Origin of the sequence: Microbacterium rhizomatis (assembly GCF_008710745.1) — a bacterium.
Classification (GTDB): Bacteria; Actinomycetota; Actinomycetes; order Actinomycetales; family Microbacteriaceae; genus Microbacterium; species Microbacterium rhizomatis.
In genome coordinates this window covers 404,961-428,191 of record NZ_VYSA01000001.1, presented here as the reverse complement: position 1 = coordinate 428,191, position 23,231 = coordinate 404,961, and the positions used below count along the sequence as shown (strand labels likewise).

At 68.6% G+C, this 23,231-nt stretch carries 19 protein-coding genes and 2 tRNA genes; 10 read left to right on the top strand and 11 right to left on the bottom strand.

Translation table 11 applies throughout. The annotated features are described in order from the left end of the window. Positions 1–8: 8 nt before the first annotated feature. The 5 genes from F6B43_RS02075 to F6B43_RS02055 all read left to right on the top strand — a co-directional run bounded on the left by F6B43_RS02075 (position 9) and on the right by F6B43_RS02055 (position 4,855). On the top strand, positions 9–1,220 hold the full coding sequence (locus F6B43_RS02075) for a PucR family transcriptional regulator (protein ID WP_150447267.1): 1,212 nt from the start codon (positions 9–11) through the stop codon (positions 1,218–1,220). Between the two features lie 114 nt (positions 1,221–1,334). Beyond that, a complete protein-coding gene (locus F6B43_RS02070) occupies positions 1,335–2,249 on the top strand; it encodes an ACP S-malonyltransferase (protein ID WP_150448363.1) in 915 nt (304 codons plus the stop codon). Then, the gene (locus tag F6B43_RS02065) at positions 2,246–3,241 is read left to right on the top strand and encodes a beta-ketoacyl-ACP synthase III (protein ID WP_150447266.1); all 996 of its coding nucleotides are present in this window, start codon (positions 2,246–2,248) and stop codon (positions 3,239–3,241) included. Before F6B43_RS02070 ends, F6B43_RS02065 begins: the two co-directional genes overlap by 4 nt. A gap of 73 nt (positions 3,242–3,314) precedes the next feature. Continuing rightward, the gene (locus F6B43_RS02060) at positions 3,315–3,563 is read left to right on the top strand and encodes an acyl carrier protein (protein WP_013586517.1); all 249 of its coding nucleotides are present in this window, start codon (positions 3,315–3,317) and stop codon (positions 3,561–3,563) included. A gap of 53 nt (positions 3,564–3,616) precedes the next feature. Further along, positions 3,617–4,855 carry a beta-ketoacyl-[acyl-carrier-protein] synthase family protein gene (locus F6B43_RS02055; RefSeq protein WP_150447265.1) on the top strand — a complete coding sequence of 413 codons (1,239 nt, stop codon included), beginning with the start codon at positions 3,617–3,619 and terminating at the stop codon, positions 4,853–4,855. 144 nt (positions 4,856–4,999) lie between these two features. On the opposite strand, the gene F6B43_RS02050 is transcribed toward F6B43_RS02055, so the two are convergent. The 3 genes from F6B43_RS02050 to F6B43_RS02040 all read right to left on the bottom strand — a co-directional run bounded on the left by F6B43_RS02050 (position 5,000) and on the right by F6B43_RS02040 (position 7,538). Further along, positions 5,000–5,503, bottom strand: coding sequence for a DUF3145 domain-containing protein (locus F6B43_RS02050; protein ID WP_150448362.1), 504 nt, complete (start codon positions 5,501–5,503; stop codon positions 5,000–5,002). A gap of 161 nt (positions 5,504–5,664) precedes the next feature. Next, entirely contained in the window at positions 5,665–6,330 is a 666-nt protein-coding gene (locus F6B43_RS02045) for a response regulator (protein WP_150447264.1), read from the bottom strand. Beyond that, positions 6,327–7,538 carry a sensor histidine kinase gene (locus F6B43_RS02040; protein ID WP_170285534.1) on the bottom strand — a complete coding sequence of 404 codons (1,212 nt, stop codon included), beginning with the start codon at positions 7,536–7,538 and terminating at the stop codon, positions 6,327–6,329. The genes F6B43_RS02045 and F6B43_RS02040 overlap by 4 nt, the downstream gene beginning before the upstream one ends. A gap of 151 nt (positions 7,539–7,689) precedes the next feature. Here F6B43_RS02040 and F6B43_RS02035 point away from each other — a divergent pair, with 151 nt between their 5' ends. Both F6B43_RS02035 and F6B43_RS02030 read left to right on the top strand, forming a co-directional pair. After that, positions 7,690–8,385, top strand: coding sequence for an ABC transporter ATP-binding protein (locus F6B43_RS02035; protein ID WP_150447262.1), 696 nt, complete (start codon positions 7,690–7,692; stop codon positions 8,383–8,385). Then, positions 8,382–9,680, top strand: a complete 1,299-nt coding sequence (locus F6B43_RS02030) for an ABC transporter permease (RefSeq protein WP_150447261.1) — start codon at positions 8,382–8,384, stop codon at positions 9,678–9,680. Before F6B43_RS02035 ends, F6B43_RS02030 begins: the two co-directional genes overlap by 4 nt. A 59-nt stretch (positions 9,681–9,739) precedes the next feature. Here F6B43_RS02030 and F6B43_RS02025 read toward each other — a convergent pair whose 3' ends face one another. Further along, positions 9,740–10,513 (bottom strand): hypothetical protein, encoded by a 774-nt coding sequence (locus tag F6B43_RS02025; protein ID WP_150448361.1) that lies wholly within the window; start codon positions 10,511–10,513, stop codon positions 9,740–9,742. Positions 10,514–10,698: 185 nt separating this feature from the next. Here F6B43_RS02025 and F6B43_RS02020 point away from each other — a divergent pair, with 185 nt between their 5' ends. Next, positions 10,699–12,708: a DUF262 domain-containing protein gene (locus tag F6B43_RS02020; protein ID WP_150447260.1), complete on the top strand. Its 2,010-nt coding sequence runs from the start codon at positions 10,699–10,701 to the stop codon at positions 12,706–12,708. Between the two features lie 5 nt (positions 12,709–12,713). On the opposite strand, the gene F6B43_RS02015 is transcribed toward F6B43_RS02020, so the two are convergent. Beyond that, positions 12,714–12,787, bottom strand: a tRNA-Ile gene (locus tag F6B43_RS02015). 35 nt (positions 12,788–12,822) lie between these two features. Continuing rightward, the gene (locus F6B43_RS02010; RefSeq protein WP_150447259.1) at positions 12,823–13,899 is read right to left on the bottom strand and encodes a DMT family transporter; all 1,077 of its coding nucleotides are present in this window, start codon (positions 13,897–13,899) and stop codon (positions 12,823–12,825) included. A gap of 42 nt (positions 13,900–13,941) precedes the next feature. On the opposite strand from F6B43_RS02010, the gene def reads away from it, so the two are divergent. After that, a complete protein-coding gene (gene def, locus F6B43_RS02005; RefSeq protein WP_150447258.1) occupies positions 13,942–14,508 on the top strand; it encodes a peptide deformylase in 567 nt (188 codons plus the stop codon). A 55-nt stretch (positions 14,509–14,563) separates the two neighbouring features. On the opposite strand, the gene F6B43_RS02000 is transcribed toward def, so the two are convergent. The 5 genes from F6B43_RS02000 to dusB form a co-directional block, all read right to left on the bottom strand. Beyond that, a tRNA-Asn gene (locus tag F6B43_RS02000) sits at positions 14,564–14,636 on the bottom strand. Between the two features lie 82 nt (positions 14,637–14,718). Next, entirely contained in the window at positions 14,719–15,510 is a 792-nt protein-coding gene (locus F6B43_RS01995) for an ATP-binding cassette domain-containing protein (RefSeq protein WP_150447257.1), read from the bottom strand. Positions 15,511–15,548: 38 nt separating this feature from the next. Further along, a complete protein-coding gene (dnaG, locus tag F6B43_RS01990; RefSeq protein ID WP_150447256.1) occupies positions 15,549–17,408 on the bottom strand; it encodes a DNA primase in 1,860 nt (619 codons plus the stop codon). Next, positions 17,408–18,781: a deoxyguanosinetriphosphate triphosphohydrolase gene (locus F6B43_RS01985; RefSeq protein ID WP_246159749.1), complete on the bottom strand. Its 1,374-nt coding sequence runs from the start codon at positions 18,779–18,781 to the stop codon at positions 17,408–17,410. Before F6B43_RS01985 ends, dnaG begins: the two co-directional genes overlap by 1 nt. Next, positions 18,771–19,976 carry a tRNA dihydrouridine synthase DusB gene (dusB, locus tag F6B43_RS01980; RefSeq protein WP_150447254.1) on the bottom strand — a complete coding sequence of 402 codons (1,206 nt, stop codon included), beginning with the start codon at positions 19,974–19,976 and terminating at the stop codon, positions 18,771–18,773. Before dusB ends, F6B43_RS01985 begins: the two co-directional genes overlap by 11 nt. Before the next feature lie 30 nt (positions 19,977–20,006). Between dusB and F6B43_RS01975 the strand changes: the two genes are divergently transcribed. Then, on the top strand, positions 20,007–23,231 hold the full coding sequence (locus F6B43_RS01975) for an ATP-binding protein (RefSeq protein WP_170285533.1): 3,225 nt from the start codon (positions 20,007–20,009) through the stop codon (positions 23,229–23,231).

The following is a 23,231-nucleotide window of genomic DNA, read 5'->3' as shown; positions in this document are numbered from 1 at the left end:
TCCCGCACATGGCAGACGGTCCGGCGACGATGGACAAGCCGGAGACGCTCGCGTGGCTGCGACGCATCTCCGGCGACCTCGCCACGGCGACCACCCAGCGGCTCGAGGACTCGCTTCCCTGGTACGCCGAGATGCCGCCGGCGCGCAGATCCGCCGTCGGCCTCGTCGCCCAGGCGGGGATCACGTCGTTCATCCAGTGGTACGACGACCCGAACTCCACTCCGTGGATCGCGGCCGACGTGTTCCTCGCCGCGCCCCGCGAGCTGCTGCGCAGCGTGAGCCTGACGCAGACGCTGCAGCTCATCCGGGTGACGGTCGAGGTCACCGAGGAGCGCCTGCACGGCAAGGGCGAGCACCTTCGCGAGGCCATCCTGCTGTACTCGCGCGAAGTCGCGTTCGCCGCGGCGGACGTCTACGCACGCGCGGCCGAGGCCAGGGGGCTGTGGGATGCCCGCCTCGAGGCGCTCGTCGTCGATTCGATCCTCACCGGCGAGGCCGACGAGGAGCTGCCGAGCAGGATCGCCGCGCTGGGCTGGCACGGTCACGGCGAGGTGTCGGTTCTCGTCGGTACGACGCCCCCGCTCTTCGATGTGGACCAGCTCCGCCGCACGGCGCGCAAGCTCGGAGTGGACGTCCTCATCGGCGTGCAGGGGTCACGGCTCGTTCTGGTCATCGGGCGGGCGGAGACACCCGGACGCGAAGAGGGCGAGCCCGAGCTCGCGTTCGCCGAGATCGCACGCAGGCTCGAGCCCGGCTTCGGCACCGGCTACCTCGTACTGGGCCCCGCCGTGCCGGCCCTGGTCGACGCGGGGCAGAGCGCACGGGCCGCGCTCGCGGGCTTCGCGGTCGCCCGCGCCTGGCGGGGCGCCCCTCGGCCTGTCGAAGCCGACGACCTCCTCCCCGAGCGCGCGCTCGCCGGCGACCCGCTGGCGAAGCAGACGATCGTCGAGCGGATCTTCCGGCCCCTTCAGGCGCACAGCGCCGATCTCGTGACGACGCTCTGGAGCTACCTCGACAACGGTCGCTCGCTCGAGGCCACCGCACGCGAGCTGTTCGTGCATCCCAATACCGTCCGCTATCGGCTGAAGCGCGTCTCTGAGGTCATCGGGTGGGACGCGACAGGTCCGCGCGAGGCGCTCATCCTGCAGACTGCACTGATCCTGGGCTCGATCGGGTCGGACGCGGCGCGCCGGCGTGCCCCGGCGACGCGGCGCAGCTAGGCCGAGAACGAGGGACAACTCCCTCCTCGGCATGTGCGGCTCGCACAAAGCTTCGCGGCATTCTTGTGACACGATCGCCATAATCCGCCGACTCATCCTTGACAGGATGGGATGGTGATCATTGCCGTCTTCCCCGGACAGGGTTCCCAGACGCCCGGTTTCCTCGCACCCTGGCTCGAACTGCCCGGAGCACGCGCACGTGTAGAGGCGTTCTCGGAGTGGGCGGAGGTCGATCTGATCGCTGCGGGTACGACGTGGGATGCCGACGCCATCCGCGACACGAACGTGGCACAGCCGCTGATCGTGGCGGCGAGCATCCTCTCCTGGAACGCTCTGCCGAATCGCGACGGCTTCGGTGGCGTCGCGGGCCATTCGGTCGGCGAGTTCGCCGCGGCCGCCGCATCCGGAATCCTCTCCGATGAGGACGCGCTGCGCCTCGTCGGCATCCGCGGGCGGGCGATGGCTCAGGCCGCTGCCGCCGAGGCCACGGGCATGAGCGCGGTGATCGGTGGGGACGAGGCATCCGTCGTCTCGCGTCTCGAAGAACTCGACCTCACTCCCGCGAACTACAACGGCGGGGGTCAGATCGTGGCCGCCGGCTCGCTCGATGCGCTGCAGGCGCTCGCTGCTGATCCGCCGAAGGGCACGCGCGTGATCGCACTCCAGGTCGCCGGTGCCTTCCACACGCGCTACATGGCACCCGCCGTCGAAGTCCTCCGCGCAGCGGCGGCCGACGTCACCGTCGCCGACCCTCGGGTCACGGTCTGGTCGAACCGTGACGGCGCCGTCGTGGGTTCCGGCGCGGCGTTCCGGGATGCGCTCGTCTCACAGGTCGCCTCACCCGTCCGCTGGGATCTGTCGATGTCGTCGTTCGCCGAAGCAGGGGTTTCGGGCATCATCGAGCTCGCTCCCGCGGGTACGCTCGTGGGATTGGCCAAGCGCGCGCTGCGCGGCATCCCGTCGGTCGCGGTCAAGACTCCCGACGACCTTGCAGCGGCCACGGCATTGCTCGAAGGAGACCCAGAATGATCCTCCGCCAGGCCACCGGGCCCGCGTTCACCCGCATCTACTCGTACGGCGCCGCTCGCGGCGAACTCGTCGTGCCCAACGACGACCTGATCGGTCCGATCGACTCGAGCGACGAGTGGATCCGCCAGCGGACAGGCATCGTGACGCGCACCCGCGCGCTCCACGACACCGACGCGATCGATCTGGCGACGGATGCTGCGACCGAGGCGATCGCCCGTTCGGGCGTGGCCGCGGATCAGATCGACGCGGTCATCGTCGCGACGATCAGCAACCCGAAGCAATCGCCGTCGGTGTCGGCGATCGTGGCCGATCGGGTGGGCTCCAACCCCGCCGCTGCGTACGACCTCAACGCCGCATGCGCCGGCTTCGCGTACGGCGTCGCCCAGGCCGATGCCCTGATCCGTGCCGGATCGGCGCACTACGCCCTGGTGATCGGCACCGAGAAACTCAGCGATGTCGTGGATCCCGCCGATCGCAGCATCTCGTTCCTCCTCGGAGACGGTGCGGGCGCGGTCGTGATCGGCCCGAGCGAAACGCCCGGGATCGGCCCGACCGTCTGGGGCTCGGACGGCTCCAAGGCCGAAGCGGTCGGCATGAACGGCACGCTCACGCAGTTCCGCGACGGGGAGGTCCCCTGGCCGACACTCCGTCAGGAAGGGCCTACGGTCTTCCGCTGGGCGGTCTGGGAGATGGTCAAGGTCGCCCGGCAGGCCCTCGAGGTGGCTGGTGTCGAGGCATCCGACCTCGCCGCCTTCGTGCCCCATCAGGCCAACATGCGCATCATCGACGAGTTCGCCAAGCAGCTCGGACTCCCCGAGACGGTCATCATCGGCCGCGACATCGAGACGACGGGCAACACGTCCGCGGCCTCGATCCCGCTCGCCACGCACCGCCTGCTCGAGGAGCACCCGGAGCTCAGTGGCGGACTCGCGCTGCAGATCGGCTTCGGCGCCGGCCTGGTGTTCGGCGCACAGGTCGTGGTCCTCCCCTGACGGCGAGCCCGCGAACCATAGACTGACTGTCGGCCCCGCCTGGGCCGGCGAACCCCGAGGAACAGGAGAAACCATGGCATTCACCAACGACGAGGTGCTGGCAGGACTTGCCGAGCTCATCACCGACGAGACGGGGATCTCGGCCGACGAGGTCGCCCTCGAGAAGTCGTTCACGGACGACCTCGACATCGACTCCATCTCGATGATGACGATCGTCGTCAACGCCGAGGAGAAGTTCGGCGTGACCATCCCCGACGACGAGGTCAAGAACCTCAAGACCGTCGGCGACGCCGTCACCTTCATCACGTCGAACCAGGCGTAGTACGACCGGTGGGGACGTCACGTCCCCACCGGACCCCACCTGAGGATCCACACATGAACACCCCACGCATCGTCGTCACAGGGATCGGCGCGTCCAGCCCCATCGGCGGGACCGCGCCCGAGAGCTGGGCCGCCCTGTTGAGCGGCGCCTCCGGCGCACACACCCTCGACTACGACTGGGTCGATGAGTTCCAGCTCCCCGTGACGTTCGCCGCGCAGGCCGTCGTGAGGCCGGACACCGTGCTCGAGCGGCCGGAGGCGAAGCGGCTGGACCCTTCCTCCCAGTTCGCGCTCGTCGCCGCCCGTGAGGCCTGGGCGGATGCCGGGAGCCCCGATGTCGAGCCCGAGAGGCTCGGCGTGGACTTCGCCACCGGAATCGGTGGGCTCTGGACGCTCCTGGATGCGTGGGACACGCTCAAGGAGAAGGGCCCGAGGCGGGTCATGCCGATGACCGTCCCGATGCTCATGCCCAACGCTGCCGCGGCCGCGATCTCGATGCATCTCGGGGCCCGCGCCTATGCCCGGACGGTCGCGTCGGCATGCGCGTCGAGCACCGAGTCCGTCGTCAACGCGATGGAGCACATCCGCGACGGCCTCGCCGACGTGGTCATCGCCGGGGGCGCCGAGTCGGCGATCCACCCGATCACCGTCGCCGCCTTCGCCTCCATGCAGGCGCTCTCCAAGCGCAACGACGACCCCGAACACGCCTCACGCCCCTACAGTGTCGACCGTGACGGATTCGTCATGGGCGAGGGTGCCGCCGCGCTCGTTCTCGAGCGCGAAGATCACGCCCTGGCGCGGGGCGCCCGGATCTACGCCGTCGTGGTCGGCGGCGGCGTCACCGCCGACTCGTACCACATCACCGCTCCCGAGCCCGAGGGCCTCGGCGCGTCGCGCGCCGTCCGGCTCGCGCTCGAATCTGCGGGCGCCGGAGTGGACGATGTGACGCACATCAACGCGCACGCCACCTCGACCCCGACCGGCGACATCGCCGAGTACAAGGCGCTCCTGAGCGTCTTCGGCGAACGGCTCCACGACCTTCCGGTCTCGGCGACCAAGGGCTCCACAGGTCACCTGCTCGGTGGTACGGGGGCCCTCGAGGCGATCTTCGCGGTGCTCGCGATCCAGGACCGTGTCGCTCCCCCGACGATCAACCTCACTACGCAGGATCCGGATATCCCGCTCCGCATCTCGGGTGAGCCGACGCCCCTCGGCGCCGGCGACCAGCTCGCGATCAGCAATTCGTTCGGTTTCGGCGGCCACAACGCCGTGGCGGCATTCGCCTCGGCATAGCCCACGACACACGAAGATGCCCCGCGGCGAAGCCGGCCGCGGGGCATCTGTCGTGTCAGACGGGGATTCGATTTCCCGAACTCCGGGGCTGTTCACCGAAGTCGGTAGTGGCGCCTCCGCCGCCTGAAGTCTGCGGGGCGGGTCTCAGCCCACCTTGTGCAGCCAGACGACCGGTGCGTCATCGCTGGCGTGGCGGAACGGTTCGAGCTCCTCGTCCCATGAGGCTCCGAGTGCGATGTGCAGCTCGCGCTGCAGCTCGAACGCGTCGCCGGCGGCGACCTCGATCGCGTAGCGCAAGCGATCCTCGCCGATCACGACATTGCCCGCGGCGTCGGTCTGCGCATAGTGGATGCCGAGACCGGGCGTGTGCAGCCATCTGCCGCCGTCGCTCCGTGCGGACGGATCCTCCGTGACCTCGAAGCGCAAATGCTCCCAGCCCCGGATCGCCGTCGTGAGCGAAGCGCCGGTGCCCACCGGGCCTTCCCAATAGAACTCGGTACGCCTACTGCCTGCCAGCACCGGCTGGTCTATCCAGTCGAAGTTGACCGCGCGCCCGAGCGCGCGACCCACTGCCCACTCGAGGTGGGGGCACAATGCCCGTGGCGCGGAGTGAATGTAGATCACTCCACGCGCCTGTGGTGTCGCCATCATCTCTCCGTTCATCAGGTGCGTCTTCCCCAACGACCTGAACCGGACCATGAAAGCGTGTGTTCGATTGTGTGACCCAATTATCGCCCAGTGATGCGCGGAATCACAAGCGTGTCATTCCGTGTCATGAGATCGGAGAGATATCGCCCGAGCCGGAAGGGTCACCCGCCAGGGGTGAGGAGCCCGTTCTCGTAGGCGAGGATCACCAGCTGCGCGCGATCATGAGCGCGCAGCTTCGTCATCACCCGATTCACGTGGGTCTTGGCGGTGTGCGGCGAGATGGTGAGGTGGCCCGCGATCTCCGAGTTCGAAAGACCGCGCGCCACGAGCAGCAGCACCTCGCGTTCGCGCTCGGTCAGGTGCTCGAACGCCTCCGGTGTCTGGACACCGACCGGCGCTCCGGGACGCACGTAACGGGTGATCAGACTTCGCGTCGCCGTCGGTGACAGCAGAGCGTCGCCGGCATGCACCGCGCGCACCGCACGCGCGATCTCTTCGGGCTCGGAACCCTTCCCGATGAATCCGCTCGCGCCGGCCTGTAGCGCCTGGACGAGATACTCGTCCTCTTCGAACGTCGTCAGGATCAGCACGCGGGTCGTCACGAGGTCGACGTCCGCGCAGATCTGAGCCGTCGCCGCGATCCCGTCGAGCACCGGCATCCGGATGTCCATCACGACGACATCAGGACGGTGGGATGCCGCCATGACGACCGCCTCGGCACCGTCGCGGGCCTCGCCGACCACACTGATATCGCCCTCGCTGGCGAGGATCTCCCCTACGGCGGTGCGGATGAGCGACTGGTCATCCACGACCATGACGGTGATCACGAGCTCACCCCCCGGTCGAGCGGCAATGACGCGTCCACACGGTAGCCGCCCAGGCTCACACCCGTCTCGACGCTGCCGCGGACGGAGCCGACTCGCTCTCGCAGGCCGATCAGCCCGTGACCGCTCAGACCCGTTCCCGCCGCAGCAGCCGAGGTGCCGCCGCCGACCGGATTCGTCACGAGGATGCGGAGCGAGTCCGGATCGTGCGAGATCAGCACATTCGCGCGATGATCGTCGCCGTGTTTGAGGGCATTCGTCAATGCCTCCTGAACGACCCGGTAGGCGACCCGATCGGTCGCCTGCGGGAGCGGACCGGTGGAGCCCTCGACCCGGAGTGTGACCTCGAGGCCGCCGTCGCGAAACTGCCTCAACAGGTCGTCGAGTTGACCGAGGCCGGGTTGCGGAGCGGCCGCGACAGGGGTCGCAGCATCCGACTCATCGATCCGGAGCATGGCCAGCAGCTCTCCGATCTCGGCCAGGACGGTTCGCGAGGCCTCTCTGATCGTCGCAAGCGCCTCGCGGGTCTTGTCGGGTCGTGCATCCAGAGAGGAGGTCGCGACCCCCGCATTGAGACTGATCACGGCGATCTGGTGAGCGACGGCATCATGCAGATCGCGCGCGATCCGAAGCCTTTCGAGCGTGATCCGGCGGTTGGCCTCGGCCTCGTGGGTCTCCTCCGCACGAAGAGCTCGCTCGTGCATCGCGATGATGTACTCCCGACGGGAGCGGGTGGCATCCCCGCTGGCTGCGGCGAATGCGAGCGTCGCGGCGATGGGGAACACGCTGGGATCGAACACACCGTCGATCGCGGTGAGCAGACTGAGCCCGACCATCGCGGCGATCGTGAGGGCCGCCGTGAGGATGGTCTTTCGCCGGGGCGAGCGGTTCGCGACCCCGAAGAGGGCGATCGCCGTCGCGAAGGTCGGCGCGATCGCTTCGGCGCCGCTGAGAGTGGCGACGCCGAAGCACACCACGCAGGCGGCGAGCACCGGCATCGGCCACTTCCGCCGGAGGGGTAGCAGCGCGGCGGGAGCGAGCGAGAAGATCAATGCGATCAGCGTGGGCGCATTCATTCTCGGGATGAAGACGGGCGCTGCCGCCGTCAGGACGATGAGCGCCACAGCGAGGACGTCGCCCATCCACGGCTTCATCCGCGCGAGCTCACGGGGAGGCGCCGCAGTCACTGCGCGTCCGCCGGCCGAGGTCATGGACCCAGTCTGCCGCGGGCGGCCCGCCTCGTCGTCGCCCCGGCGCGGCATCAGGCATACCGCGGACGCGGTATGCAGGTGACGACGACGGGATGATGCGCATTCCGATGCGGGCGACGATGCTCGGAGCATCCCACTTCAAGGAGCTCGCATGACCGCCCCCTTTCTCTCCGTCACGGACGTCCGCAAGTCGTACGGCCGCGGCTCAAACCGGTTCGATGCCCTCCGGGGGGTGAGTCTGGACATCCATCAGGGCGAGAGCGTGGCGATCATCGGCAAGAGCGGCTCGGGCAAGTCCACACTGATGCACCTGCTCGCTCTGCTCGATCAGCCCACCGACGGCACGATCGCACTGGAGGGTGTCGACACCCGTTCGCTGCGGGGTCGCGCTCTCAATCGCACGCGCAACAAGACATTCGGATTCGTCTTCCAGCAGTTCTTCCTCACCGCGAACACGTCGGTGCTCGAGAACGTCGTGCTCCCCATGAAGATCGCGGGCATCGGTCGCGGTGAGCGAAAGCGCCGCGGAATGGCGGCGCTCGAGCAGCTGGAACTGGCGGACAAGGCACGCAACAAGGCGCTCAACCTGTCCGGCGGACAGAAGCAGCGCACCGTCATCGCCCGCGCGCTGGTGAACAACCCGCGCGTCATCTTCGCGGACGAGCCGACCGGAAACCTCGACTCGGCCACCGGCGCCGTCGTCGAAGACATCCTGTTCGACCTGAATCGAGAACACGGCATCACGCTGATCATCGTCACCCACGACGAAGAGCTCGCCGCCCGCTGCGACCGGCGCATTCACATCCGCGATGGACTCATCATCTCGAACGAGGCGTTGGCAGCATGAGAACACTCGATCTCCTCTCTTCCGCCGTCTCGAACACCTTTCGCTCGAAGACCCGAACGATCCTGACGATCCTGGCGATCTTCGTCGGAGCCTTCACCCTCACCGTCACGAGCGGCCTCGGCACCGGCATCAACCGCTACATCGACGAGACGGTGACGTCGATCGGCGCGTCCGACGTGCTGACCGTCACGAAGGCACCGGTATCGAGCGGCGTCGCGAACAGCGGACCCACCGAGTACAACCCCGACGCGATCGCCAGTACCCAGCCGGGGCCTCCCGGATCCACAGTCGTGGCCATGACCCCCGCAGATCTCGACACCCTCTCGGGGATCGAGGGTGTCGAGCGCGTCCAGGCGACCAAGGCGGTGTCGGCCGACTACATTCAGCTCGGCGACGGCACGCGCTACCTCGTGACCGTCGGCTCGCTGGTGGCCGGTCAGACCGTGAACCTGTCGGTCGGTTCGACGCCCGACAACTCGTCGAGCGGTCTGCAGCTGGCCCTCCCCGAGGATCTCGTCGTGCCGCTGGGGTTCGCCGACGCGGATGCCGCCACCGGCGCAACGGTGAAGATCGCCGTCACGGACGCACAGCGTTCACAGCACCTGGTCGAGGCCACCGTCGTGGGTGTGGTGCAGCCGGGCCTCGCCGGCACCGGATCGAGCATCGTGCCGAATCAGGCCCTGACCGATGCGCTCTTCGCCGCCAAGAACGTCGGAGTGGCCGCCGACCAGCAGGAGAGGTTCGCGCAGGCGAGCGTCTGGTTCAGCCCGGACGCCACCACCCAGCAGGTCAGCGACCTCAAGACGCGGCTGGCTGACGCCGGCTACAAGGGCACGACGGTCGCCGATCAGCTGGGTACGTTCAAGACCGTGATCGACGGTATCGTGCTCGTGCTGAACGCGTTCGCGATCATCGCGCTCCTCGCCGCGAGCTTCGGCATCGTGAACACGCTGTTCATGTCGGTCCAGGAGCGCACGCGCGAGATCGGCCTCATGAAGGCGATGGGCATGGGGAGCGGCCGGGTCTTCACACTCTTCAGTCTCGAGGCGATCTTCATCGGCTTCCTGGGAAGTGCGATCGGCGCGGGGATCGGCATCATCGCCGGCACCGCGATCAGTTCCGCTCTTTCCAGGTCGGTCCTGGCTGGCCTTCCGGGGCTGACACTGGTCGCCTTCAATCCGGTCTCCATCGCGACGATCATCCTGATCGTGATGGCCATCGCCTTCCTGGCGGGAACGCTCCCCGCCGCCCGGGCCGCGCGCGCCGATCCGGTCGAGTCGCTGCGCTACGAGTAGCACCCGAAAAGGAAGGCCCAGGTCGATCGACCTGGGCCTTCCGCGTTACGCCGGAACGATCACGCCTCGCTCATGGCGCGGACTTCGGCCTGGCCCTTGGCTGCGTAGTACGCCGCGCGCGCCGCATCCTTCCTGGCCTGCTCGGCGTAGCCGGCATCCAGCACGTCCTGTGCGACCTCGACGCTGTCGACGTGGTTCACGCCGTGATACTTCTCGATGTACGCATCGAGTTCCGGACCGGACGTCCACGACGTGATGAGGCAGTATCGGGGGTCGGTGCCGTTGTGGGTCGCCGCGTGCCAGAGACGCTGGGTGTCGATGATCAGCTGGGCGCCGGCGGGCAGGGCGATGCGCGTCTCGCCCTGGGGATCGGTGCGGTTCTCGCGGAGCACGAAATAGCTCTCGGTGTCGTCCGTGAGGTTGAAGAAGCCGCGGACGACCCAGCCCGTCCCGTCAGGGTTCAGGCGGTTGTTGTCGTCCTGGTGCAGGTTGTAGAGGCATTCCCCGTACGGGGTCGGCTGCAGCTCGATGACACGGCACCGACCGACGTTGGCACCCGGCTCCTGCGCGCGGCGCGTGAGATTCGGAGCCTTCTCGGTCTGCGACTCGATCCAGACGCCGTCCTTGTCGGTGCGCGGCGGCTTGTGGTTCCAGAAGCCATTGCACTCGATGTCGCCGAAAGCGCTGGCGAGCGGCGCGAAGCGCGTGTCGCCGGAGGACTTCCAGTCGTTGTACTCGATGTCGAGCCACTCCTTCGGATCGAGCTCCTGGTTGTAGCGGTCGAGGACGACATAGCCGGTCTCTTCGAGAGCGGCGGACTTGATGTAACCCATGAGGTGGATCGGCCTTTCGTCGGGGGCCAGCACGTTTTAACAGGCCCAACTTAGGCAAGCCTACATCCGGGGTCTGCGCGGCCCCCGAGGGCTCGACCGTGAATAATCGGCACCCGCGTCGGCCCGCATAGGGTAGGTGAGTGCGCGCCGAGAGGCTTGCAGGAGGACCCGAGTGAGACGAGATCATGGGAAGTGCGACCAACGTCGATGCCGTCGCGGTGAACACCATCGCCTGGCTGTCATCCGCCGAGACCACGATCATGGTCCCCGTCTACCAGCGCCAGTATCGCTGGGACATCGGCGGTTGCGAACAGCTGCTCGCCGACGTCCGCGCCGTCGCCGACGGCGATGAACGCACCATGCACTTCATCGGATCGATCCTCTCCACCCAGACTGCAGGCGCGGGAGTCTCAGAGCTCGTTCTGATCGATGGTCAGCAGCGGATCACCACGCTCATGCTCCTCGTCGCCGCGCTGCACCACTCGATCGGCGATTCCGATCCGGAGCTGGCCGCAGAACTGCAACGCGTCCTGGTGTCCGCGTCCGATCCCTCTCACACCAAGCTGCGACCGCACCGCGAATGGGCAGACGTGTTCGAGAGCGTCGTCCTCGACCGCCGCTCCCCCGAAGATGCACAGCGCGAGTCGCGGTTCGACGACAACTACGCATTCTTCCGAAGCCAGGTGGCGCCCGACGAGGCGCCGACGATCTGGCGCGGCATCCAGAAGCTCGAGCACGTGTCGATCACCCTCGGTGCGGGCGCGAACGCGCAGCAGATCTTCGAGAGCCTGAACTCCACAGGTGAGCCGCTGCGCGATCACGAGCTGATCCACAACTACATCCTCATGGGGCTGTCACACACGGAGCAGACCGAGATCGAAGAGCAGTACTGGCTGCCGATCGAACGGGCGACGGGCGAGCAGATCGGAAGTTTCTGGCGCCACTTCCTCATCATGACGTCCGGGCGCGAAGTCACGGTCGCGGGCGAGCGAGGGGTGTACGACGCCTTCCGACAGCGCTTCCCGCGACTGGACGTCGCGAGTCTGCGTGACCGCGCCGCCGAATGGCGCGCGTACGCGGAGGTCTACCGGGTTCTCCTCGATCCGGCTCAGGAGCCCGACGCGGAGATCTCGCGGCAGCTCGGATACGCCAACACCTTCGGACGGGGAATGTACCCGCTGGTGATGAGGGCGTACAACGATTTCCTCACCGGCCAGGCCGATCGCACCCCCACCATCGAGCTGCTCGAGAATGTGCAGGCGCTCCTGCTGCGCAGGACGATCGTCGGGATCGGGAACGACAGACTCGTGGCCCGGCTCTGTCGTGCCCGTGAGACCGGGCCGGAGAGCTTGACGCACGCCATCTCCAGGATCATGCCCTCCGACGAGCGCGTGCGCGTCGCGCTGAAGTACAGCGATCTCCCTTACGCCTCGTATGTGCTCGGCCGCCTTTCGGGCGTCGATCCCCTCGACGGCCTGGAGGTGGAGTACATCTTCCCCCTCGCACCCGGCGACGACTGGACCGGCGACGGTGTGCGCACGTGGTCGGAATTCACCGAGGATGAGCAGAACAGCCATCGCGCCCTCGCCGCGTCCCTCGGCAACCTGGCACTCCTCGAGCAGCACCTGGCCGAGCGCGTCTTCGGCGCGTCGTTCCCCGACAAACGCTCGGTATATGCCCGCAGCGGCATCGACCTCACCAGGGCGGTGGGCGCAGCATCCGCCTGGGGCACCACCATGATCAGCGCACGGACCGCGGAGCTCACCGGCCGGATTCTGGAGATCTGGCGCCGCCCCGAGACGATCCTGATCGACGACGACGGACTGACGCCTGTACTCGACGCGAAGCGACGCCGCGGCTGGCCGCCGGGGTGGGAGCGAGAGTGGGAGTACGTCGAGTATCGCGGTGAGCACTGGGAGGTGCACGATGTGCGGTACTTGTTCAATCGCATCTTCAAGCGCCTCTGGTCCGACTCACGCGATGCCGTGGTGACCTTCAGCGCTCGTCACGGCGGGCCGATCTTCCCTGCACGTGCGTGGGGCGGGCAGTGGGACGTGATCGATGACGAGCACTACCTCTACATGGGCTGGGACTCGAAGTACATGCTGACCGCCGTACAGGGAGTGCTGGACGAGGCCGGCATCGCGCCGGAGGTCTTCGTCAAGTACTCGTACATCGGCGCGGCGATGAACTGACTCGGTAGGGCGGGCGGGACTTGAACCCGCGGTCGTCGGGTTATGAGCCCGCTGCCTTAACCAGCTTGGCCACCGCCCCTCGACCTTCGAGCCTACCGGTGACGCGACAGTGGCTCAGCCCCGGCGCGGCGGATCGTCTGCTTCCGGGCCACGCCAGACCTTCGCGACGACCTCGTTCACCCGAGCCTCACCCGGCCTCTGCGCAGTCTCGGAGGTCCTGTCACTCCCCCGGCCGATCGGCACCTCCTGGCTGTGGCTGGCCACGACCTGCGGATGGAAGCGCGCCAGCTGGACGACGCCCCAGACGGCGAGGGCGCCGGCTGCCACGAACCCGAGGTATGCCCACAGCGGCGCGCCTGACGCCTCGCCCAGTACGAGGAGGCCGATCAGCACGGCGACGATCGGGTCGACGACAGTGAGGCCGGCGATCACGAGGTCCGGCGGCCCGGCGGAGTACGCCGTCTGCACGAAGTAGGCGCCGACAGCGACCGCCGCCAGCAGGGCGACGAGACACGTCAGCGTGAGCCACTCGAAGTCGCCGGCTTGAATCCGCTTGATGACGACCTTGGCCAGCGTCGCGACGAATCCGTAGATGACGCCGGCCGCCATGATGTAGAACAGGGCCTGCGTCCGCTTGCGCAGCCAGATCCAGAGACCGGCGAAGATCACGATGACCACGGCCAGGATGAGCAGGATGGTGATGAGCTGCTCCTGCGTGATCGGGTGCTCCTCTGCGAACAGCGCAGCGATCGTGACGAAGATGAAGATGCCGCCCACGCACGCCGCGATGGCCACGATCGAGCGCCGCGTAGGTCTGACGCCCGAAACGCGAGCGTTCAGCAGCGTGGTGATGACCAGCGCGATCACGCCCAACGGCTGGACGAGGATGAGAGGCGCGAAGGCGAGCGCGCTGAGCTGGCAGACGATCGCGAGGCCGAGCAGCACCGTGCCGATCACCCAGGACGGTCGCTTGAGAAGGGCCAGCAGCTGACCGCCGGTCAAGCCTGAGGTACCGGCCTGCTTCGACAGCCGCTCGACCTTCATGACACCGCGGTGCTGGTACTGCGCCCCTACCGACATGAACACCGCCCCGAGGAGGGCCAGAGGGATGCCGATCAGGATCGCAGGGTCGCGAAAGACGCCGACCAGATGATCGGTGACATCGTTGAGCGAAGCTCCGGCAAGGGGCACCCCTCGACCCTAATCGCACGGATGCCTCGCTAGGCTCAAGGCGTGGCCGTTCTGCCGATTCGCATCGTTGGTGACCCTGTCCTGCACGCTCCCGCTGCCGCGGTGGAGGAGGTGACGGACGAGATTCGTCAGCTTGTCGCCGACATGTTCGAGACGATGGATGCCGCCCCCGGCGTCGGCCTGGCCGCACCGCAGGTGGGAGTGGGACTCCGCATCTTCACCTACAGCTACAACGACGATGAGGGACTCCCCTGGCGCGGCGTCGTGATCAACCCCGAGCTCTGGATGCACCCGCTCGTGCCGGGCGCTCCAGACCCCGACGACGAGTCGGAGGGGTGCCTGTCGTTTCCCGGCGAGCGGTTCCCGCTCAGGCGCTCGGAGCGGGCCGTCGTCACCGGAACCGATCTCGACGGCGCCGAGGTGCGCATCGAGGTCGACGGTTGGCGAGCAAGGATCCTGCAGCACGAATTCGACCATCTCGATGGCGTGATCTACATCGATCGCCTCGATGACAGCGACTGGAAGACCGTGCAGAAGATCGCCCGCAAACGCGGATGGGGTCGGCCAGGGTCATCGTGGACTCCCGGTGTCGACGACATCGACGCCTGAGCAGAACCGGCAGTCAAATGAAGAACGGCCCCGGAGTGGAGTCCGGGGCCGTTCGCTCCCCGGCTTGGACTCGAACCAAGAACCTGCCGGTTAACAGCCGGCTGCTCTGCCAATTGAGCTACCGAGGAATGCGCCCGCCTGCGCGGGCAACTCGAATAGCTTAGCAAACCGGCGGGCGTGCTCGTGAATCGCGGCGGCGTCGGTTCGAGATCAGGAAGCCATCATGCGATGTTCCGGCGCGACACTCGGCGTCCACAGCAGATCATCCGGACCCGAACCGTACGCGATCGCGTGACCGCCCCGGATCACGAGGACCGCCGCGCTGAGATCGTTCGCGACATCGGGCTCATTCGTCACGACGAGAGACGACATGGCGTGCGCCTCGCGACGCCGGATGATCGCATCCCGCGCAGCCTGCCGTACTTCGACGTCAAGGTTCGCGAACGGTTCGTCGGCGATCAGAATGCGCGGCTGGAGCACGAGCGCGCGGGCGAGGGCGACCCGCTGTCGCATGCCGGCGCTGAGTTCATACGGATACTTGGCCGAAGCCCCGAGGGGCAGCTGCAGCTCGTCGAGCAAAGTCGCCACGCGCACGGCCAGAGCCCGGGCGTTCACTCGGCGGTCGCGGCTCGTGATCGGCTCGGCGATCACCTCGGCGACGGTCAGCCGAGCGGGCAACCGCGCTCCGGCGCCCTGGGGCATGTAGCCCACGACGTATGTCAGCGTGCGGTGGGCCCGACCGGGCCGCCGGACAGCGATGCCCTCCACCTCGGCCGTGCCGCCGACGACAGCCAAGCCGGTCTCGTCCGCACCGGCGAGCACCGCAGCGAGGCTGGACTTGCCGGCTCCTGTCGGGCCCATCACGGCGAGCGACGCGGCGCGCAGCAGATCGAACGAGACACCGTCCACAACGCGTGAGCTGCCGCCGGACCGCGCTGACGCACGGGCGACCGAGAGATCGATGCAGCGGATCGCGACGGCATCGTCCGGTCGGTTCGGCATTCCCTCATCCTGCCGTGTGTGCGGCGCGCGCGCCAGCGCTACACGTCGCCGACGAACCGGCGCCGCTCGGTCTCGAGGTCGCGCAGCCGCACGTTGAGGGCGCGTCCCTCTGCGGAATCCGGCGACACGCGCTGGATCGCCCCCCGCAGCTCGGCCTTCTCACGATCGAGCCCTCGAGCGACGATACGTCGCGCGAGATCGGTCGCAGACGCCACCGCATGGGCATCGTCGCGCGCCGGGAACTCCCCCGTGAGCAGTTCGGCCGCCAGCGTCCGGTACGGCTCCCGCACCGACGTGACGGCTTCGACGGCCCACCCCGCGCGCGACATGTCGGCCCCGACCAAACTCTGGCGGACGGCCTCGAGCGCCGGATGCTGGAAGGGGAGCGCGAGCGCGCGCGCGACGAGCTCGGCATCCAATCGATGGCCGAATTGAAGGAACCCCATCAGCGTCTGACGCTCGATGTCGGCCGAACGGGGAAGCGATGCGATCGTGACGCGCAACGCGGGATCGGTCGTTCCCTCGGACGCGCTGGGCGCGCCGGCCGCCCCTCGCGGCGTCGAGGGCGAGGTCGAGGTCGAGCCGGTGCGCGCGGCACGCTCAACGGCGCGCTCGACCTCGGGCAGGTCCAGGCCGAGCCGGCGGGCGAGCACCCGGGTGTAGCCGGGTCGCAACGCCGGATCGCGGATATCGGCGACGATGGGTGCGGCGGCGCGCAAGGCTCCCGCCCGCCCCTCGACGGTGGCGAGGTCGAACCCGGCCAGGCGCTGGTCGATGACGAACTCGAACATGGGGGCTTTGGCGTCCATGAGAGCTCGCACGGCGCCGTCGCCGCGGTGCAGGCGCAGGTCGCACGGGTCGAGTCCACCGGGGGCGACGGCGACGTAGGTCTGCGCGGCGAAGCGCTTCTCGTCGGCGAACGCGCGCAGCGCCGCCTTCTGCCCCGCAGCGTCCGGGTCGAACGTGAAGATCACCTCCCCCGCGGCGGTGTCATCGCCCATGACTCGTCGGAGCACGGTGATGTGGTCGGATCCGAAGGCTGTGCCGCACGTCGCGATCGCCGTCGTGACCCCGGCCAGGTGGCACGCCATCACGTCGGTGTACCCCTCTACCACGACGACCCTGTGCTCGCGCGAGATCTCGCGCTTGGCGAGGTCGAGCCCGTAGAGCACCTGCGCCTTCTTGTAGATCGGGGTCTCGGGCGTGTTGAGATACTTCGGGCCGTTGTCGTCGTCGTAGAGCCGTCGCGCGCCGAACCCGAGAACCTGGCCGGTGACGTCGCGGATCGGCCACACGAGCCGTCCGCGGAAGCGGTCGTACACGCCCCGCTGCCCCTGGGACACGAGGCCTGCCGTGGTCAGCTCCTCCCTCGTGAATCCCTGGCCGATCAGGGCGTCCATGAGCCCGGACCAGCCTTTCGGCGCGTACCCCACGCCGAAGTGCGCCGCGGCACCGGCATCGAACCCGCGCTCGCCCAGGAAGCGGCGGGCGGCATCCGCGTCGGGGGCGAGCAGCTGCGCGCGGAAGTGCTCGGCAGCCGCCGCGTTCGCCGCATACAGCCGCGTCCGCCCCGCCGTCTCGGGCGCCGGGCCCCCATCCTCGTAGTGCAGCGTGAAACCGATGCGGGCGGCCAGTCGCTCGACCGCCTCCGTGAAGGAGAGGTGATCGAGATTGCGCAGGAACGAGTACACGTCGCCGGATTCGCCGCAGCCGAAGCAGTGGTAGAAGCCGACCTGCGGGCGCACGGTGAAGCTCGGGCTGCGCTCGTCGTGGAACGGGCAGAGACCCTTGAGCGAGCCGACGCCTGCGCTCTTGAGCGCCACCCGCTCCCCGATGATGTCGGCGATGTTCGTGCGCGACTTCACTTCGTCGACGTCCGCCTGCAGGATCCGCGGCATCAGAAGCCGTCCAGCGGTTCCGGCAGCGCGTATGTGCTCGGCGGGATGGGCCGGACGCCCGGCACCCACACCCCGAGTTCGGCGACATCGAGGTCGCCGACGAGGCGCCCATGCCACGAGATCGCAGAGCGGTCGGTGAGGCTTGCGACCTGATCGACGATGACACGTCGGCGTGCGGCATCCGAATCGGCTGCCGTGAAATCCGCGGTATGCACGACGTCGAGATGTTCAGGCGCCTCCCACAGCGCGTTGGCGAGCCGCTTGAGAACGCGCCGCTGCTCTTTGTAGAGCGACTTTCGCCCCTCGATCGACACGACGAACGCGCCGATCGTGCCCTTGAGCACCGCCATCTCGGCGGCGATCACGTGAGGCACGACCACCTGGCCTCGATAGCGCGTGAGCGTCGGGGTGTCGTAGGCCTCACGGGTGGCCGCGGTGGCGGCACGTGCGAACCTGCCGATGAGGTCGGATGTCAGATTCTTCAGTATCGCCAGGGAGGAGCGGCTGCCGTCGAAGGCGCGGATCCATTCCGGCATCCGGATCAGCCGGTAGAACGCGTCGGCGAGGTCATCGCGGGTGAAGTCGTACCCCACCCACGTCTGGATCGCGCTGAGGAGCGCGGAATGCTCCCTGACATCCGACAGCCGGCGCGGGTCGAGGTAGCCGTTGACGATCGCGTCTTCGAAGTCGTGCACGGAGTAGGCGATGTCATCCGAGAGGTCCATGACCTCCGCTTCGATGCACCGGACCCGACCGGGAGCGCCTTCGCGCATCCATCGGAAGACGGGCTCGTCGTCGGAGTAGACACCGAACTTGAGCCGGCCGCTCGGATCGGGAACGGGATGCTCCGACGTCCACGGATACTTGCAGGTCGCGTCCAGGCTCGCCCTCGTGAGGTTGAGCCCGAAGCTCAGCCCCTCCTCGTCGACCACCTTGGGCTCGAGTCGGGTGAGGATGCGCAGGGTCTGGGCGTTGCCCTCGAAACCGCCGATGCCCTCCGCCCAGTCGTTCAGCGCTCGTTCGCCGTTGTGTCCGAAGGGCGGGTGACCGAGGTCGTGACTCAGACACGCCGTGTCGACGACATCGGGAGACAGACGCAGCGTCGTGGCGAGTTCGCGGCCCACCTGCGCGACCTCGAGCGAGTGGGTGAGACGGTTGCGAGCGAAATCAGCGGGACTCGCGGGACTGAGCACCTGGGTCTTGGCGGCCAGGCGGCGCAGCGCGGCCGAGTGCAGCACGCGGGCGCGATCGCGCGCGAAATCGTCGCGCTGGGAGCGATGGCGCTCGGGGTGGAAGCGGGCGGCGTCGATCTCGTCGTAGCCGGACGGCCGGCCTTGAGAGACCCCGACCGCCGCGAAGGACTCAACCGCCACTGTGGTCCAGTTCCGCATCCGCGAGGGCGACGGATGCTTCGGCGCCGAGCTCGCGCGACGCGAGCCACCCGTCCGGAAGCGCGGGACGCTTCGGGGTACCTGCGCGGCCCCGCTGACCTTCGGCGGCGGCGCCGGGGTACGGCGCGTCGAGGTCGAGCGTGTCCAGGAGCTCGTCGATCTCGTCGAGAGTCGACGCGGTCGCCAGAGCGGCACGGGTGTCACCCCCGACCGGGTATCCCTTGAAATACCACGCCACGTGCTTGCGGATGTCGCGGCAGCCGCGCCCCTCGTCCTCGAAGAACTCGACCAGGAGCTCGGCGTGGCGCCGGAAGGCTCGCGCGACGAAACCCAGTGTGGCGTCGACAGGTTCGGCTGTCGTGGCGCCGGGACCACCGAGCGCGCGCGCGAGATCACCGAAGAGCCAGGGCCGGCCGAGGCACCCGCGGCCGACGACGACACCGTCGCAACCGGTCTCGGACATCATGCGCACCGCGTCCTCTGCGGCCCAGATGTCGCCGTTGCCCAGAACGGGCACACTCGTCACCGCGTCCTTGAGAGAAGCGATCGCGGCCCAGTCCGCCGTTCCCGAGTAGAACTCCGAGGCGGTGCGGGCGTGCAGCGCGATGGATGCGACGCCCGCATTCTCTGCGATCCGGCCCGCGTCGAGGTAGGTGAGATGGTCGGAGTCGATGCCTTTGCGCATCTTCACGGTGAGCGGGACCTCGCCGGCGGCCTTCACCGCGCCCTCGACGATCTCGCGGAACAGGCCGAGCTTCCACGGCAGCGCGGCGCCGCCGCCCTTGCGCGTGACCTTGGGGACCGGGCATCCGAAATTCAGGTCGATGTGATCGGCGTGGTCTTCGGCGACCAGGATCCGTACGGCCTCGGACATCGTCTTCGGGTCGACGCCGTAGAGCTGGATCGAGCGTGGGGTCTCGGACTCGTGATGGCGGATGAGCCGCATCGTCGTGGCGTTGCGCTCGACGAGCGCGCGCGACGTGATCATCTCGCTCACGTACAGGCCGGCGCCGTACTCGCGGCAGAGCCGTCGAAACGCCGTATTCGTGATGCCTGCCATCGGCGCGAGCACCACCGGCGCATCCAGCGCGATGGGCCCGATGCGCAGCGGCGCGGCGGAAGTCAGGACGGAGGACACCTCACCATTGTCCCAGACCGGTGACCGGCCGGTCCGCATCCCACAGGGCAAGACGCCTAGGCTCACATCGTGGATTCCGCCTGGCCCGACCCGCCGCGTCTCGCGGTGCTCGGTCCCGTGCGCGTCCGCCGAGCAGACGGCGCGATCGTCGAACCCTCGGGGCGGCTCGCACCTGCCCTCCTGATCGCCCTCGCCGCGTCTCCGGCGACGGGTTCCGCCACGGCCGTCTCCGTGAGCGCGCTCATCGACGACGTGTGGGGAGACGCCGCCCCCGCCGGAGCCCACCAGGCGTTGCAGACGCTCGTGTCTCGGACGCGGGCGTCGCTCCCACCGGACCTCATCGTGAGTCGGGCGCAGGGATACGCTCTGGCTCTGGCGCAGCCGGATATCGATCTCGGTCGGGCAATCCTGCTCGCGCGCGACGCACGTGCGCACGTCCGTGCGGGCGATCACCGTGCGGCGCTCGAACTCGTCGGACATGCGCTTGCGCTCTGGACCGGCGAGCCGGGCGCCGATGCCGGCGAGGCACCTTCCGCCGCAGACCTCGCACGACGTGCCGGGAGTCTCCGCGACGAGCTCCTCTCGCTGCAGGCCGAAGCGCTCGTGCGCACAGGGCAGCCGGAGGCGGCGGCGGTGGTGCTCGATGCGCTGGTGGCCGCCCGTCCGCTCGACGAGCAGCGCGTGCGCTCGTTGATGGACGCTCTGGCTGCGGCGGGCCGCCGAACCGAGGCGCTCGCCCTCTTCGCATCCACGCGGGTACGTCTGCGCGACGAACTGGGAGTCTCTCCCGGGCAGGCGCTGGTGGAAGCCAACGCGGCGCTGCTGGCGGACATCGATCGCGACGAGACGCCCCGAGTCTCGTCGGTGCCGACGGCGGCGAATGCGCTGATCGGCCGCGAGGCGGACGTCGCGGCGGTGACGGCACTGCTGAACAGGGCTCGACTGGTCACCATCCTCGGAACGGGAGGGCTCGGCAAGACGCGGCTCTCGCTCGAGATCGCGCGGGGGGTGTCGATTCCTCGAGTGGTGTTCGTCGAGCTCGCGGGCGTCCGCGCGCCGGAGGATGTCCCGCTGGCATTCGCATCCGCCCTGGGCGTCCGAGACGTCGCCGCCGCCCGTCGCCTGGGCGAGGCACGACCCGATGACCGCACGCGCATCCTCGGCTCGCTGCGCGACAGAGCGACGCTGCTCGTGATCGACAATTGCGAGCACGTCATCGACTCGGCGTCGGGCTGGGTCGCCGATCTGCTGTCGGAAGTCGGGGATCTCAGGGTTCTCACCACGACTCGCACCCCTCTCGATATCTCGGGTGAGCACATCTATGCGCTGGAGCCACTCGGATCCGACACGGTGGACGGAGACATCCCTCCGGCGATTCGCCTGTTCATCGAACGCGCTCGAGCCGCTCGCTCTGACGTGCACCTCCCGGTCGACATCGTCGGACGCCTCTGCGCGCGCCTCGATGGTCTGCCGCTGGCGATCGAACTGGCCGCCGCGCGGGTTCGCACGATGTCGGTGGATGAGATCGAGGCGCGACTCGTCGACAGGTTCGCGCTTCTGACGACAGGCAGCCGGAACGCCCCTGACCGCCACCGCACGCTCCGCGCCGTCGTGGAGTGGAGCTGGGATCTCCTCGGCGAGGATGCGAGGGACGCATTCTGCGTGCTCGCCGTCTTCCCCGACGGATTCTCGGGTGATACGGCGCACGCTGTGCTCGGTGATTCGATCGACATCGTCTCCGTCCTGGATTCGCTGGTGACGCAGTCTCTGATGTCGGCGCGCGACTCGCCGGACACCGGAATGGTCCGGTTCCGAATGCTCGAGACGATGCGCGAATTCGGCCTGGCGGAGCTGGAGCGACGCGGCTCGATCGACGACGCCGTCCAGCGGGTGATCGAGTGGGCCGACCGGATGTCACGCTCGCTCTTGAGCAGGTGGAGCGGGCCCGACCAGCCCGCGGTGATCGCGCGTACGCAGGCCGACCAGGAGAACCTCCTGTTCGCGCTCCGTGCGGCGATCGCACGCACTGATCCTTCCGCCACCTCGGGGATCTTCGCCCTGATCGCCTGCATGCTCACCGTGACCGACGGTCACGCCGATGTGGCCGCGTTCGCGCCACAGGTGACCGCCGTGACCGCCGGGTGGACTCCCGACGACGACCACGCCGCGGCCGCAGTCATCGGGATGCTCATCGCCGCCGTCACCGCGGGGATCACGAGCGACGTCCGAGTGGCACTCCGCGCACGCGCGCGGCTCGTTCGGTGGTTGCGCGCCGAAGTGCCGCTTCCCTCGGCGATCGCAGCCGCTGCGCGCGTCGTGAGCGGCGTGCGCCGGCCGGAGCAGGCGCCCGCCCTGCTCGCCGACCTTGCTCTGTCGGACGACCCGGCGACCGCTTTGGTCGGGACCCTCATGAGCGGCCAGATCGCCGAGAACAGCGGCGACACCCCCGCAGCGCGTCAGTTCTACCTCGCGGCGTGGGAGCTGGCCAGTCGGCGCGGCGACGTGTGGGTCGCGGCGATGTGCGCCGGGAGCCTCGCCGCGATCGAGGTGCAGGCGGGTGCCGTCGAGTCGGCGATGGAGTGGGTGGAGGAATCGTCGAAGGGCATGGCGCTCTTGCGCATCGGCGCCGCATACAGCGAGTGGACACGGGCGCTCGTGCTCATCGCCGGGAGCCGCCACCTCGAAGCGCGTGCGGTGCTCGAACGCCTGCAGGATTCCGCCGACGCCCGCGCGAGGCAAGCGGAGTTCCTCGCGGTCGCCCACCTCGGGCTCGCCGAGCTCGCTCGCATCGAGCAGGCGGTCGATCTCGCGTCCGCGGAGTACCGGGCTGCGCGGCATGCGATCGATCAGGAGATGGGCATCCCCAATCCGTGGCGCCTCATCATCCTCGCGTGGGGCGCGATCGCGGCGCGCACGACCGACGGACTCCTCCCCCATGACGAATGGGTGCGCGACGGCGATGTCCTGCGCGCGCTCACGCTCGAACTGGCTGCGGTCCGCAGCGGGATGATCGATCTGCCCGTGCTCGGTGTCGCCGTCCTCGGCATCGCTGCGAGCGAGTCCCCCATCGCGACAGGAGATCCTGCACGCACCGCCGAGCTCGTGGCTCTGGCAGAGCGCCTGGGGCCCCGGGCCGATCTGCCGCTCCTGCGGGTCGATGCGTTCATCCAGGACCTGGAGGCTCGCGGATGGGATCTCCACAGCGCCCGCGAGGCGGCGTCGACACTCACGCGCGAGGAAGCGGCCGCTCGCGCGATCGCGATGATCGCCGAGCGGCCGCTTCCGGAGAGCTGA